At 57.4% G+C, this 14,762-nt stretch carries 13 protein-coding genes; 9 read left to right on the plus strand and 4 right to left on the minus strand.

The window, feature by feature from the left end; translation table 11 throughout:
• Window positions 1–72 precede the first annotated feature (72 nt).
• Both dnaJ and dnaK read right to left on the minus strand, forming a co-directional pair.
• Window positions 73–1,215, minus strand: a complete 1,143-nt coding sequence (gene dnaJ, locus Q0864_RS06255; protein ID WP_298566937.1) for a molecular chaperone DnaJ — start codon at window positions 1,213–1,215, stop codon at window positions 73–75.
• A gap of 65 nt (window positions 1,216–1,280) precedes the next feature.
• Window positions 1,281–3,194: a molecular chaperone DnaK gene (gene dnaK, locus Q0864_RS06260; RefSeq protein ID WP_298566938.1), complete on the minus strand. Its 1,914-nt coding sequence runs from the start codon at window positions 3,192–3,194 to the stop codon at window positions 1,281–1,283.
• Window positions 3,195–3,388: 194 nt separating this feature from the next.
• Between dnaK and Q0864_RS06265 the strand changes: the two genes are divergently transcribed.
• Entirely contained in the window at window positions 3,389–4,009 is a 621-nt protein-coding gene (locus Q0864_RS06265; protein WP_298566940.1) for an alpha-ketoglutarate-dependent dioxygenase AlkB, read from the plus strand.
• A gap of 19 nt (window positions 4,010–4,028) precedes the next feature.
• Here Q0864_RS06265 and Q0864_RS06270 read toward each other — a convergent pair whose 3' ends face one another.
• Window positions 4,029–4,850, minus strand: coding sequence for an ABC transporter permease (locus Q0864_RS06270; RefSeq protein ID WP_298566941.1), 822 nt, complete (start codon window positions 4,848–4,850; stop codon window positions 4,029–4,031).
• A 133-nt stretch (window positions 4,851–4,983) separates the two neighbouring features.
• On the opposite strand from Q0864_RS06270, the gene cysQ reads away from it, so the two are divergent.
• The 8 genes from cysQ (at window position 4,984) to Q0864_RS06310 (ending at window position 14,281) form a co-directional block, all read left to right on the plus strand.
• Complete coding sequence (cysQ, locus tag Q0864_RS06275; RefSeq protein ID WP_298566942.1) at window positions 4,984–5,781, plus strand: 3'(2'),5'-bisphosphate nucleotidase CysQ; 798 nt, start codon at window positions 4,984–4,986, stop codon at window positions 5,779–5,781.
• A gap of 4 nt (window positions 5,782–5,785) precedes the next feature.
• Window positions 5,786–6,589 carry a manno-octulosonate cytidylyltransferase gene (locus Q0864_RS06280; RefSeq protein WP_298566943.1) on the plus strand — a complete coding sequence of 268 codons (804 nt, stop codon included), beginning with the start codon at window positions 5,786–5,788 and terminating at the stop codon, window positions 6,587–6,589.
• Complete coding sequence (locus tag Q0864_RS06285) at window positions 6,586–7,824, plus strand: glycosyltransferase family 2 protein (RefSeq protein WP_298566944.1); 1,239 nt, start codon at window positions 6,586–6,588, stop codon at window positions 7,822–7,824. The genes Q0864_RS06280 and Q0864_RS06285 overlap by 4 nt, the downstream gene beginning before the upstream one ends.
• Window positions 7,825–7,937: 113 nt before the next feature.
• Complete coding sequence (gene galU / locus Q0864_RS06290; RefSeq protein WP_298566945.1) at window positions 7,938–8,831, plus strand: UTP--glucose-1-phosphate uridylyltransferase GalU; 894 nt, start codon at window positions 7,938–7,940, stop codon at window positions 8,829–8,831.
• A gap of 51 nt (window positions 8,832–8,882) precedes the next feature.
• Complete coding sequence (locus tag Q0864_RS06295; RefSeq protein WP_298566946.1) at window positions 8,883–10,106, plus strand: glycosyltransferase family 1 protein; 1,224 nt, start codon at window positions 8,883–8,885, stop codon at window positions 10,104–10,106.
• Window positions 10,107–10,151: 45 nt separating this feature from the next.
• Window positions 10,152–11,162, plus strand: a complete 1,011-nt coding sequence (locus Q0864_RS06300; RefSeq protein ID WP_298566947.1) for a glycosyltransferase family 2 protein — start codon at window positions 10,152–10,154, stop codon at window positions 11,160–11,162.
• Window positions 11,159–12,856: a beta-1,6-N-acetylglucosaminyltransferase gene (locus tag Q0864_RS06305; RefSeq protein ID WP_298566949.1), complete on the plus strand. Its 1,698-nt coding sequence runs from the start codon at window positions 11,159–11,161 to the stop codon at window positions 12,854–12,856. Before Q0864_RS06300 ends, Q0864_RS06305 begins: the two co-directional genes overlap by 4 nt.
• Window positions 12,857–12,859: 3 nt before the next feature.
• Window positions 12,860–14,281, plus strand: coding sequence for a sulfotransferase family 2 domain-containing protein (locus tag Q0864_RS06310; RefSeq protein WP_298566950.1), 1,422 nt, complete (start codon window positions 12,860–12,862; stop codon window positions 14,279–14,281).
• 7 nt (window positions 14,282–14,288) lie between these two features.
• Here the strand turns inward: Q0864_RS06310 and Q0864_RS06315 are convergent, their stop codons facing one another.
• Complete coding sequence (locus tag Q0864_RS06315) at window positions 14,289–14,753, minus strand: PTS sugar transporter subunit IIA (RefSeq protein ID WP_298567568.1); 465 nt, start codon at window positions 14,751–14,753, stop codon at window positions 14,289–14,291.
• Window positions 14,754–14,762: the final 9 nt, after the last annotated feature.

A 14,762-nucleotide genomic window follows, 5' to 3' on the forward strand; every position in this document is an offset into this window, starting at 1 on the left:
AATTGTCTGCTCTCTGTCATGAGAGCAGACTGCACCAGAAATGGTGAATGAAAAGTTAACAACCCTAGGGTGTTAACCCTTCATTCCATCCCAGAAGCTTTTAACCTTCGAAAAAAAGTTTGTGCTTTCGGGGTTATTCTCTTCCGACAGTTTTTCAAACTCGCGCAGTAGCTCTTTTTGGCGAGCGGTCAGGTTGACCGGGGTTTCTACCGCAAGCTCGATATACATGTCGCCGCGTGCCCCGCCGCGCAGCCCGGGCATCCCCTTTGACCGCAGGCGCATCTGGCGACCCGATTGGCTGCCCGCCGGGATTTTCACCCGCGACCGTCCGCCATCAATGGTCGGCACTTCGATATCACCGCCAAGTGCTGCGGCGCTCATCGAAACTGGAACCCGGCAATGGAGATGCGTGCCTTCGCGATCGAAAATCGGGTGCTCGGCGACATCGATGAAGATGTAAAGATCACCCGTCGGACCGCCCCGCATTCCAGCTTCGCCTTCGCCCGCCAGACGAATGCGTGTGCCGGTTTCAACACCAGCCGGGATGTTGACGGACAGCGACCGTTCCTTTTCTTTCCGACCTGCACCACCACAACTTTTGCAGGGGTTCTGGATCATCTGACCGGTGCCCTGACAGGTGGGGCATGTGCGTTCGACGGTGAAAAAGCCCTGTTGTGCGCGGACTTTGCCCATACCTGAACAGGTCGGACACATGGTCGGTTCGGCGCCAGCTTCGGCCCCGGTTCCTTCGCATTCCTCGCAGGCAACCGACGTAGGAACGACGATCGTTTTTTGCAGCCCCGCAAAGGCGTCTTCAAGCGAGACGCGCAGGTTGTATCTAAGATCCGACCCACGTTGCGCGCGCGCGCGTCCGCCACCACGGCCGCCCATGAAATCGCCAAACAGATCGTCGAACACGTCCGAGAAGGCGCTGGCGAAATCGCCATTGCCACCGGGGTGTCCGCCACCGGGCCGACCGCCCATACCACCATCGAAGGCAGCGTGGCCAAACCGGTCATAGGCCGCTTTCTTGTCGGCGTCTTTCAGGACTTCGTAGGCTTCGTTTACCTCTTTGAACTGTGCTTCGGCATCTGGATTGTCCGAATTGCGGTCCGGGTGAAGCTCTTTCGCCTTCTTGCGATAAGCTTTCTTCAGCTCGTCCGCAGATGCGCCCTTGGACGCACCCAGAACCTCGTAATAGTCACGTTTTGACATTAGGGAAGTCTCCAATAAGGAGGGGGTAGGGCCGCCATGCAGCCCCACCCGTTACCTGAACCGACTTAGCGTTTTTTGTCGTCGTCGAGGTCTTCGAAGTCGGCGTCGACAATGTCGTCATCCACCGCCGAAGGGCCACCGGCGTCTTCGGGTTCTTCGCCAGCCGCTTCTTCCTGCTGCGACTTATAGATCGCCTCGCCCAACTTCATGGCGGCTTCGGTGACGTTCTGGATGCCGGACTTGATCTTGTCGGCATTGTCTTCTTCCATCACATCCTTCAGCGCGGCAATTGCCAGCTCGATCGCTTCGATCGTGGTCGGGTCGACCTTGTCGTTATGCTCTTCCATCGACTTCTCGGTCGAATGGATGAGGCTCTCAGCCTGGTTCTTGGCTTCGACAAGCTCTTTGCGCTCTTTGTCGGCGTCGGCGTTGGCTTCGGCGTCTTTCACCATGGCTTCGATGTCGTCATCCGACAGACCACCGGACGCTTGGATGGTGATTTTGTGCTCTTTGCCGGTGCCTTTGTCCTTGGCGCCCACTTCTACGATGCCGTTGGCGTCGATGTCGAAGGTCACCTCGATCTGAGGCAGGCCGCGCGGGGCGGGCGGGATGTCTTCAAGGTTGAACTGACCAAGGATCTTGTTGTCCGCAGCCATTTCACGTTCACCTTGGAACACCCGCAGGGTCACGGCGTTCTGGTTGTCTTCCGCGGTCGAGAAGATCTGCGACTTCTTGGTCGGGATCGTCGTGTTGCGGTCGATCAGGCGTGTGAACACACCACCCAGAGTTTCGATACCCAGCGACAACGGGGTCACGTCCAGCAGAACAACGTCTTTGACGTCGCCTTGCAGAACGCCAGCCTGAATGGCAGCGCCCATGGCAACCACTTCGTCCGGGTTCACACCCTTGTGGGGTTCCTTGCCGAAGAATTTGGTGACCTCTTCAATCACTTTCGGCATACGGGTCATCCCGCCGACCAGAACCACTTCGTCGATGTCATCCTTGGACAGGCCAGCGTCTTTCAACGCGGCTTGGCAGGGCTTCATCGAGCGTTTGATCAGGTCTGACACAAGGCTTTCCAGCTTGGCGCGGGTCAGCTTCATGACCATGTGCAAGGGCGAGCCATCCGAGCCCATCGAGATGAAGGGCTGGTTGATTTCGGTCTGCGACGAGCTGGACAGTTCGATCTTGGCTTTCTCAGCGGCTTCTTTCAGGCGCTGCAGAGCCATCTTGTCTTTCGACAGATCAACCTGGTTTTCCTTTTTGAACTCATCGACCAGATACTGAACGATGCGCATGTCGAAGTCTTCACCACCAAGGAACGTGTCGCCGTTGGTCGATTTCACTTCGAACAGGCCGTCGTCGATTTCCAGAATGGTCACGTCGAACGTACCGCCACCAAGGTCATAGACCGCAATGGTTTGCGTTTCTTTCTTGTCCAGACCGTAAGCCAGCGCAGCGGCAGTCGGCTCGTTGATGATCCGCAGCACTTCAAGGCCAGCGATTTTGCCGGCGTCTTTGGTGGCCTGACGTTGGGCGTCGTTGAAATAGGCAGGAACGGTGATGACGGCTTGCGTCACTTCTTCACCAAGATAGCTTTCCGCCGTTTCTTTCATCTTGCCCAGAATGAACGCCGAGATCTGCGAGGGCGAATATTTCTGCCCAGCCGCTTCGACCCACGCGTCACCATTGCCGCCATCGACGATGGCGTAGGGGACAAGCTTCTTATCTTTCTCGACAGCCGGGTCTTGCATGTTGCGGCCAATCAGGCGCTTCACGGCGAAGACGGTGTTGTCGGGGTTGGTGACCGCCTGGCGTTTTGCCGGCTGGCCCACAAGGCGTTCGTCGTTTTTGAACGCGACGATCGAAGGGGTTGTGCGCGTCCCTTCCGAGTTTTCAATGACTCGCGGTTGCGAGCCGTCCATGATGGCAACACAGGAGTTCGTGGTGCCGAGGTCGATACCAATGACTTTGGCCATGCTCAAAATCCTCTCTTAGGCGATGTTGTGGGAGCCGACCTTGAAAAGCACCGGCCCCTTGATCCCAGATTTCTGACCGATCAGGCGTGTCCTGATCCGGCGTCTCGGGGTATATAAGTAGGGGGAAACGGGCCTGCAAGCTTTCCGAGGAGGATATAAGTCTAAAAAAGTGAGTCATTTTCGGAGTTTTGACCATGTTTGCGCATGAACAGCCCGCGCTTGATCTGGGAGGCGCGAAGATTTTCAAGGAAATGCTTGATCGCGACGAACAAGAAGCGCTGGTGTCAGATATCCGCGGCATCGTTAAAAAAGCGCCGCTTTTCCATCCGGTGACCGCATCAGGCAAGGAAATGTCAGTGCGCATGACCTCGGCGGGTCGCTTGGGGTGGGTGTCCGACCGCAAGGGGTATCGCTATGAGCCGACGCATCCAACGGGGGCGGCCTGGCCTGACATTCCTGCAGGCGTGCTTGCGGTTTGGAGCGCGGTCAGCGGGCAAACGCGGATGCCCGATTGCTGTTTGATAAACTTCTACAGCGAAGGCGCGCGGATGGGGATGCATCAAGATCGCGACGAAGGCGACTTTTCACACCCGGTCGTTTCGATCAGCCTGGGCGACGACGCCCTGTTTCGCATCGGCGGCACCCAACGTGGCGGGCCGACCAAGTCCGCGTGGCTTGGTTCGGGTGATGTTTTGGTCATCGGGGGCGATGCGCGCTTGGCCTATCACGGGATCGACAGGCTACGGTTTGGATCGTCGGACCTCCTGAAGGGCCATGGTCGGCTCAACCTGACGCTTAGGGTAGTGGACCAATAAGCGGTGGCGCAGGCAATGATTATCCGCGCGCGTTCCAACTGATCGAGGCATGTCTGCGGCCGTGGCTTTCCCCCATCAACCCCAAAAACAGCAATACGAATGACAAGACAAGCGGATAGAGCCAGTTGGAATAGTGCGGATTGTAGTTGATGAACGCAAATCCACGCGCTTGGTCGATGATGTGGAACAGCGGGTTCCACGTGAACATCACCAGCACATAGCCGGGCATCGCATTCGCAACGAACATCTTGCCCGAGGCAAACATGTTGGCCCGTGTATACAGCCGTGTTGCAATCGACGAGAACTTTGGGAACCAAGGTTTCAGCGCCAGAAAGACAACACCGATCGCGGCACCGTTGAACCAAGCCAGCAGCAACATCAGAAACGTGCCGCTCATATCGTAGATCTCGACGGGTTTGAAAGCCAACGAGTAGACCGTCAGAACTACCGTCACCGACAAGATCTGTGTGTACAGCGCGCCAAGCGCAGCCGAAACGATGGAAACCAACGTGTTCATCGGACCGTGCTGCATCATCGCAGCTGTCGGGCCATCCGTCTTGTATACGGCCTGAAGCGTCTTCGTGTTTGCCATGAACATGAAGATGCCGGACAGGATATAGAGCAGAAAATCACCCCGGATCGCGCTGCTTCGCAGACCAAGGACGACAAACATCAAATAGAAAACAGCGACAAGCATCATGGTTTGAACGATATTCAGAAGCAGTCCGATAACCGCATTGGTATGCGTCCGGCGCAGGCTGAATACCGTGGCATGATAGATCACTTCCAGCACGGAAAAAAAGACCGTGAAGCGTGACCGGTTGGTCTGTGTTTCAAACATCTTGCTGCCTTGTGCCTAGGACACGCTCTTTTTTAGCAGGGAATTCTTGCCGTTCCTTTACCCAAAGATCATAAGAGAGCAGACATTTGTTAGCAACTCTACCGTGCGCACCACTTTATCAAGGAGCTTACCTTTGAATTTCGACCTATTGGAAACCGAGATGCGCAAGCTGGCATTGGAAGCTGGGGATGTGATCATGGAGATCTACAACTCGGAAGATTTCGATGTGCGCGCCAAATCCGATGACAGCCCGGTGACCGCCGCTGACGAAGCGGCAGATGCGCTGATTTCGGCAGGTTTGCGCGCGGCCTTTCCCGACGTGTTGCTGGTGACCGAAGAACAAGCCGACAGCCACAGCGAACAGGCCAGCGCGTTTTTGATCGTTGATCCATTGGATGGCACGAAAGAGTTTATTCACCGTCGTGGCGATTTCACCGTCAACATTGCCTATGTTCGGGACGGGATGCCCATTCGCGGGGTCGTCTATGCCCCTGCCAAAGGACGAATGTTTTTCACCCGTGCCGATGGGACCAGCGTTGAAGAACAAGGGCCATTCGACAAAACCGCGATTGGCACCGTGTCTCCGATTGCCGTTTCGACCCCGGACAACGCGAACCTTGTTGTTGTCGCGTCTAAATCGCACCGCGATCAGGCCACGGATGACTACATCAACAAATATGCGGTCAAGGACATGACCTCGGCCGGAAGTTCGCTAAAATTTTGCCTTGTCGCCACCGGCGAGGCGGACATCTATCCCCGCGTCGGGCGCACGATGGAATGGGATACGGCCGCGGGTCATGCTGTCTTGAAAGGCGCAGGCGGAGAGGTGGTCCGGTTTGATGATCACAGCCCCCTGACCTACGGCAAGCCGATTTATGAGAACCCCTTTTTCATCGCCCATGCGCGCGGCGTCGAGTTGAAGAAGGCGTGACGCAATGGCCACGCTGATCGTTATTCCTGCACGCTTCGCGTCGGTCCGGTATCCGGGAAAGGCGCTTGTGCCGCTGCGCGGGGCGACGGGCGTGGCCAAGTCGCTGGTGCGCCGCAGTTGGGACGCAGCGCAAGCGGTGCAGGGTGTTGACCGTATCGTCGTGGCTACAGATGACGATCGCATCAAAGACGAGGCCAATGGCTTTGGCGCCGAGGTCGTCATGACCTCGCCACACTGTGCAAACGGCACCGAGCGATGCGCCGAGGCTTTGGACGCGCTGGGTGGTGGGTTCGATACCGTGGTAAACCTTCAGGGGGATGCGCCCCTGACACCGCACTGGTTCGTCGAAGATCTGGTCGCCGGGCTGGACGCCCATCCCACTGCAGAAGTCGCCACACCGGTCCTGCGCTGTGATGGTCGCGCTCTGACGGGCTTCCTTGAGGATCGCCGGGCCGGGCGGGTTGGTGGCACAACGGCGGTCTTCGGTGCGGAAGGCAAGGCGCTCTACTTCTCGAAAGAGGTCATTCCGCATACCGAGGGTAACGGCTGGACCGATACGCAGCCCACCCCGGTCTTTCACCACGTTGGTGTCTATGCCTATCGCCCCTCTGCGCTGGCGGCGTATCCGCGCTGGGCACCCGGCCCGCTGGAGCAGCTGGAAGGGCTGGAGCAGCTCAGGTTTCTAGAACGCGAACACCCCGTCCAGTGTGTCGAGGTCAAGTCGCGGGGTCGCCAGTTCTGGGAGCTGAACAACCCCGAAGACGTGCCGCGGATCGAAGCGATCTTGACCGAGCTGGGCATGGAATGACAACGCCATCGGTCAGTGTCATCGTGGTCAGTCGGCATCGTCCGCGCGACCTGATGCGCTGCCTTGCGGGCATTGGTCAACTTTTTCACCCGGCCTACGAAGTCATTGTTGTCGCCGACCCGGCCAGCGCCGAACTGGTGCGTGCAGGTGACTGGCCGGTCAAGGTTGTAGACTGCGATCAGCAAAATATCTCGGTCGCGCGCAATCTGGGGCTTTCGCAAGCTGCGGGCGATATTGTGGCCTTCATTGACGATGATGCGGTGCCAGAGCCGACTTGGCTGACCCACCTCTGCGCGCCCTTCAGCGATCCCGATGTCACGGCGGCGGGTGGCTATGTGCGGGCGCGCAACGGTGTCTCGTTCCAGTGGCAGGGCCGCCGCCTTGATGACATCGGAACCGAGGGGGAGGTGCCAATCGACGGCGACACCCCGCAGCTGTTCAAGACCCACCACGGCTTTGCCATCAAGACCGAAGGCACAAACCTTGCCATTCGGCGTGATGCGCTGAACGCGCTGGGCGGTTTTGACCCTGCCTTTCGATATTTTCTGGATGAAACTGATCTGAACATGCGGCTGGCGCAGATCAAGGCTACCGTTGCAGTTGTGCCGTTGGCGCAGGTGCATCATGGGTTTGCAGCCAACTCAGGCAGGACGCAGGCCCGCACCCCGCGTGACCTGACGCAAATCGGTGCCAGTTGCGCGGTCTTTTCACGCAAATACCCCGGCGCCAAGGGGCTGGACAATGATTACACGCGCCATGAACGCACCCAGCGACAAAGGCTGCTGACCCATATGGTTGAAGGGCGGTTGGAGCCGGGCCAGATTGCACCGCTTTTGGCGACCTTCCGCACCGGCTGGTCCGAGGGTCTTGCGCGCGATCTGGTGCCCCTGCCCGCGCGCGCCTGCTCGGGCGCTGCTTTCGCGCCGTTCCATTCCGCGCCACCGACCGCACAATCTGTGAAGTTGGCCGGGCGAAGCTGGCAGGCGTTTCGGTTGCGACGACAAGCCCGCAAAATGGTGAAGGAGGGGTCCGTGGTGACTCTGATCTTGCTGTCGCCCAGCGCGCGCCCGTTGCGCGTGATGTTCACAGATGGCGGCTGGTGGGAGGTTTCGGGCGGCCTGCTTGGGCGAACCAAGCGATCCGACCCGCTTCTTCAAAGAACAAGCTTTCGGGCGCGTGTGAAAAAGGAATGGACATCACTTGCTATGCTCAAAACCAGCAACCAAACGCCATGATATGGCCAAAGTTTAACAATAGACGTTCAGGGAATTTAATTTATACCGACCCGTGATATTGTTAGGGTGTGTCAGGTTATTGTCGCCGACAAAGTTAAACAGAGGTGGAACAGATGAAGCGTAAAGTCACGAAAGCCATTTTCCCGGTTGCGGGACTGGGAACGCGCTTCCTGCCTGCGACAAAGTCCATTCCCAAAGAGATCATGACTTTGGTTGACCGCCCCTTGATCCAATACGCGATCGACGAGGCGCGCGCAGCCGGCATCAAGGAATTCATCTTTGTGACATCACGCGGCAAGGGCGCACTTGAAGATTATTTCGACAACGCCCCCGTGCTTGAGCAAGAGCTTCGCAAGAAGGGTAAAACAGACCTATTGGAAGTGCTCAAAGACACCAATATGGAATCGGGCGCGATCGCCTATATGCGCCAGCACAAGGCGCTTGGTTTGGGCCATGCGGTCTGGTGCGCGCGCCGCCTGATTGCGAACGAACCCTTCGCTGTGATCCTGCCCGATGACGTTATCGCGGCCGAAAAGCCCTGCCTTCAGCAGATGGTCGAAGCCTATGAGGAAACTGGCGGCTGCATGGTGGCCGCGATGGAAGTTCCAGCCGAAAAAGCCAGCGCCTACGGGGTGTTGGACGTGAAGAAAGACATGGGCTCGATGGTGTCGGTCAAGGGGATGGTCGAAAAGCCATCCATCGAAGATGCGCCGTCGAATTTGGCCGTTATCGGGCGATATATCCTGACGCCGGATGTGCTGCGCAGCCTGAACCGCATGAAAAGCGGGGCTGGCGGAGAAATTCAGCTGACCGATGCCATTGCCGATGAAATCGCCCAGGACCGTGATGTATTTGGCTATCGGTTCCGCGGGCAGCGGTTCGATTGCGGCTCGAAAGCGGGGTTCCTTCAGGCCACGGTCGCCTTCGGCATGGCACGTGAAGAGCTTCGTGAAGAGCTTGGCGCCTATCTGCACGATCTTGTCGCACAGCAGAAGGCTGCGGAATAAAAGCCGCATGCGTCGTTTGCCCATACTGACCCTGGGCGCGGGATGACCACCTTGGCAGACAGCAAAGAACCGACCGCACGATGCCTTGATCTGACACGTCTGGTGTCGCGTGTCGGGCGCGGCGCATGGACAGGTGTCGACCGGGTCGAGGCCGCTTACCTTAATCACCTCCTGTCGCTTGAAACGCCCTTGTTCGCGCTGGTTCGAACGCGGCGAAACTTTACGCTGCTCGACCACAGTGGCACCAAGCAGCTTGCTGAGCGGCTGCATGGGTGCCGCCCTTGGGGATCGCCGGATTGGCGCGCGCGGTCCAGGCTCAGGGCGACCAAGACCCGGATGGCAGCGGAAAGCGACCTGAGGCGGCTTGGACTTGACCATACGGGCCGTCGCAGCTTGGCCAGCCTGCTGACCCGCCATCTGCCGGACGGTTGCGCCTATCTGAACGTTGGCCACTCTAACCTAAGCGACCATGTGTTTCTTGCCCTGCGTCAGGTCAGGGACATGCATCTTAGCGTGCTGGTCCACGATATGATTCCACTCGACTTCCCTGATTTTCAGCGGGATGGGACGGTCACCTCGTTCGCCGCGAAAATGCGTGCTGTGTCGCGCCATGCCGATCTGGTGATTTATAACTCGCGCCAAAGTCAGATTTCTGGCGCTGCGCATTTTGGCCGTATGGGACGCGTGCCAGACAGCGTGGTGGCACATCTGGGCCTTGATGTCCCGACAGTAGCGGGGGCCGTGCCGTCTCATTTGGCGCAAAACAGACCCTATTTCGTGACAGTTGGCACCATTGAGCCGCGCAAGAACCACGCCTTGCTGTTGGATGTGTGGGCGCAGATGGCCAAAACCCGCGCCGCGTCCGAAATGCCCACATTGCTGATCATCGGCAAGCGGGGCTGGAAGAACGAAAAGCTGTTTGCCCGGCTTGACGCCCAGCCCGCACATGTCAGGGAGTTGCCTGATCTGTCAGACGCCGAAATGGCGGCTCTTGTCGCAGGTGCGCACGGGCTTTTGTTTCCAAGTTTTGCCGAAGGGTTTGGCCTGCCGCCGTGCGAAGCCGCCGCGCTGGGCACGCCGGTTGTGGTCCATGACCTGCCCGTTTACAGGGAAATTCTTGGCAAATATCCCATTTACGCAAATGTTGCCGATATATATCTTTGGGAACAAATCGTAACCGAACTGGCTGCCCGACCCGCGACACCCGTGCGCGGATGTGATCTGATTTTGCCAAGCTGGGACGCACATTTCAACTTGGTCTTAAAGATGACGTGATACCCGGATACGACGCGCATTCGGTCTAGGCAAAAAGGGGCACGCTTGAGTGCAATTGGATCATATCGGTTGAGGCTTCAGCGCAAGCGCTGGCGCATTCGTGCTTTTCGCAAAAGGCGCGAACTGACACCCATTCGCAACCGAACCAAGCATATCGGGTCCTCAGACATCCTGCTTTTTTCGACTTTGCGCAACGAATGCATCCGCCTGCCCTATTTTCTGGACTACTATCGTGAATTGGGAGTGAATCACTTTCTCATTGTTGACAACGGCTCTGATGATGGGTCGCTGGAATACCTTCAAAAGCAGGAAGATGTCTCGGTTTGGCGAACGGAAAGCAGCTATAAGCGCGCGCGATTTGGCGTTGACTGGCTGAACTGGCTACAGCGGAAATACGGTCATGGGCATTGGTGCCTAGTCGTCGACCCCGACGAATTTCTGGTCTATCCTTTTTGCGATTCACGCCCCCTTAGGGCGTTGACCGACTGGCTGGATGCCAGCTCAATCAAAAGCTTCGGCGCGATGCTGTTGGACATGTATCCAAAGGGCTCGCTGGATGCCCAACCTTACAAAGCCGGCCAAGATCCGATCGAGATTACCCATTGGTTCGACAGTGGGAACTACATGATCCAGAAGAACAAGGAGTTTGGGAACCTGTGGATCCAAGGTGGCCCACGTGCGCGCACCTTCTTTTCCGAAAACCCCGAACGCGCACCCGCGTTGAACAAGATACCGCTGGTCAAATGGGATCGCGGCTACACCTATGTCAGCTCGACCCATATGCTGCTGCCGCGCGGTTTGAACCTGGTCTATGATGAATGGGGCGGTGAAAAAGCGTCTGGCTGCCTGTTACATGCAAAGTTTCTGGACACGTTCAGCACGAAATCGGCTGAGGAGCTTGAGCGTCGGCAGCACTATGCCAATAGCCACGAATATCGTGCCTATCACACGAAACTGAAAGACGACGCCGACCTTTGGTGCAAGTGGAGCGAGAAATACATCAACTGGCGCCAGCTCGAAATGCTTGGCCTCATGTCCAAGGGGAACTGGGCATGAGCTTGGGTGTCGTCATGTTGGTGCACGACGCGCTGCACCGCGCTGAACAGCTGGCCCGGCACTGGTCGATAAACGGCTGCCCGGTCGTGCTGCATGTCGATACGCGGGTGGCGCAGTCAGACTATGATCAGTTTGAACAGTCGCTGAGTGATCTGGAAAATGTTCGTTTTTGCAAACGTCACCGGTGTGAATGGGGCACCTGGTCGCTTGTCGCGGCCAGTCAATCCGCGTCGGAACTGATGCTGGAATCTTTCCCCGATGTGCGCCATGTCATGCTGGTATCGGGAAGCTGCCTGCCGCTGCGCCCGGTTGCCGAAATGGTGTCTTATCTGGATGCGCGCCCGCAGACGAACTTTATCGAAAGCGCCGCGACCGAGGATGTGCCATGGACCGTTGGTGGGTTGGACAAGGAACGCTTCACCCTGCGCTTTCCTTTCTCATGGCGCCGTCATCGACGGTTGTTCGACCGGTATGTGCGCTTGCAACGACGCCTTGGCTTCAAGCGAAAAATCCCTTCGGGGATCGTGCCACATCTGGGCAGTCAGTGGTGGTGCCTGACCCGGCAAACGCTGTCCGCCATTCTGCAAGACCCGGATCGCGCGGTCTATGATCGCTATTTCCGGCGTGTCTGGATTCCAGACGAAAGCTATTATCAGACCCTTGTGCGGCGATACTCAACGAATATCGAAAGCCGTTCGCTGACCCTGTCGAAGTTCGATTTTCAGGGCAAGCCACACATCTTTTATGACGACCACCTACAGCTGTTACGGCGATCTGATTGCTTCGTGGCGCGTAAGGTCTGGACCCATGCCAGCAAGCTTTACGCCAGCTTCCTGTCGGACGAGTTGAACGTCGCGACCGAGGCAGAACCCAACCCCGGAAAGATCGACCGCATCTTCGCGAAGGCGGTCGAGCAGCGCACCAAAGGCCGCCCCGGGTTGGTCATGCAAAGCCGATTTCCGAACGAAGGCTGGGAGAACGGAACAACAACGTCGCCCTATACGATTTTTGAGGGATTCGCGGACCTGTTCGAGGATTTCGAGGCATGGTTGCAACGCACCGTTGGTGGGCGCGTTCACGGCCACCTTTATGCCAAGGACCAAGCCCATTTCGCAGGCAATGAACCGGTGTGTTTTGGTGCGCTTAGCAACGCAGCCAAGCTTCGGGACTATAACCCCCAAGCCTTTTTGACCAACCTCATTTGGAACACCAAAGGGGAACACCAATGCTTTCAGTTTGGGCCGCGTGACAATCAGGCGATTTCTTGGACGGTTGCCAAGGATCCTAAGGCGCAGATCAATGTGATCTCTGGTGCTTGGGCGGTGCCACTGTTTCACTCCAATCAGAACTTCTTGGATATCCGGCGCAAAGCAGCACGGCTGCAAAGGATCGAGAACGAGCATATTGGCGCCTTGCGGTCAGATTTCGCCCGTGCACGCGTCCGCATTTGGACCTTGGCTGAATTTGTCCTGAACCCAATGGAGCCGCTGCAGGAGGTCATCGACGAAATTGCGCCAAGGCATTCAACGCGCCTGACAGAAGCGCCGAAAATGGTTGCGCTGGGCGGTTTCGGTCAGTTCCTGCAAAACCTGAAGAACCAAGGCATGCACCCTTATCTTATGGGCGACTTTCCCGCCGGACATGACCCGGTGGCCGCCCCGCATCCCCATTCCAAACCGTATCTGGTGAAGTAACTCATGGCGCGTAAATTTGATTGCTTCATTATCTTTGCCGAAATGCGAACCGGATCGAACTTCTTAGAAAGCAACCTCGATCAGTTTCCCGGCCTGAAATGCTATGGAGAGGCGTTCAATCCCTATTTCATGGTCACGCCGAAAATGAAGGAACTGTTCGGCGTCACCGTTGCGATGCGGGACGCTGACCCCATGACCCTGATTGCGCGGATGAAGGAACACGCCCCCGGCCTGCCCGGCTTTCGGTTCTTTCACGATCATGACCCAAGGGTCTTCGATGCGCTGATGGATGATCCGCGCTGTGCGAAAGTGGTTTTGACCCGCAACCTTGTGGATGCCTATATCTCGCGCAAAATCGCGTGGGAAACGGATCAATGGCAGCTGAATGATGTGAAGCATGCCATCAAGAAGAAGGCCAGATTCGTCCCGGAAGAGTTCGAGAAACTCTTTTATCGGATGAAGGATTTTCAGCTGAAGATCAAAGCCAGGCTTCAGCAATCAGGCCAGACGGCCTTCTATCTTGACTATGAGGACGCCCAGCGGATCGAGGTCATCAACGGGTTGGCGCGATATTTGGGCGAGACCACCGAGATTTCGGAGTTTGCGGGCACGTTCAAGAAACAAAACCCCGAACCCGCATCGGACAAGGTGCAGAATTTTGAGGCTCTGCAACAGACCATTGATCGGATTGACCCATTCGACCTTCACAAACTGCCAAACTTTGAGCCGGGGCGCCCGCCAGCCATCACTACCTATCTGGCGTCCGAGGCGCTTGAGATGGTGTTTATGCCGATCAAGGGCGGGCCAGATGATCGTATCGTCAACTGGATGAAAGCGCTGGGACCGATCAAGGACGATTTCACGCAGAAAGCCCTACGCCAGTGGAAGCGGCAGCACAAAGCGCACCGGACCTTTACCGTCCTTCGCCACCCTGTCGCACGCCTGCATGCGGCCTTTTGCAGGTATCTGGTCGCCCACGGACCCGATACCTATTGGGACATCAAGCACGCGCTGCGTGAAAGCTATGATGTTTCATTGCCTGTTGCGGAACCGGACGATGGTTGGGACCGACAGGCCCACCGTGACGCCTTCATGCAGTTCATCGGCTTTGTCGGTAAGAACCTTAAGGGGCAAACCGGCATCCGCGTAGATGCTGCATGGGCGTCGCAGACCGCTCTTGTTCAGGGGTTCGCGGGATTTGCCCTGCCCGATCACGTTCTGCGCGAAGATCGGCTTTCCGAAGGATTGGCGGCGATTCTGGCTGAGCTTGATATCGACATCCCGGTGCAATTGCCCGAGGCGGCCCCGGACGCCCCGTTTGCATTGGCCGACATCTATGATGCCGAGATAGAGGCCGCAGTGCGCAAGCTCTATCAGCGGGACTACATGATGTTCGGATTCCGCCCGTGGGATTCGCAGACCTAAGCCTGGCTCAGGCTGCTTTGTTGGACAGGCTGTCGGTCAGAAGGGCGTGCAAGGTCGCGGCGTCGCCATTGGCGCGCAGTTTTGCGCAGATCGACGAATCACGCAACGTGCGCGACACCAACGCAAGCGCCTTAAGGTGATCGACGCCAGAACCTTCCGGCGCGAACAGGGCAAAGACAAGATCGACCGCCTGCTTGTCGACGGCGTCAAAGTCGAAGGGTTTTTCGACCCGCAGAAAACAGCCCACGACTCTGTCAAGACCAGCCAGACGCGCGTGCGGCAACGCCACCCCGCGACCTACACCCGTAGGCCCCAGGGATTCGCGTTGCTGCAAAGCGCTGAACGCTGCGCTCCCGTCAATGCCGTAACATTCCATCGCCATATCCCCAAGGTCCTGAAACAGGCGCTTTTTGGAAGATACTGTGGCGACGACTTTTACGGCCGCAGGATTGAGGATGCTCGAAAGGTCCATCATCAACAA

It is taken from the genome of uncultured Aliiroseovarius sp. (assembly GCF_947497285.1).
In the GTDB taxonomy this organism is placed as follows: Bacteria; Pseudomonadota; Alphaproteobacteria; order Rhodobacterales; family Rhodobacteraceae; genus Aliiroseovarius.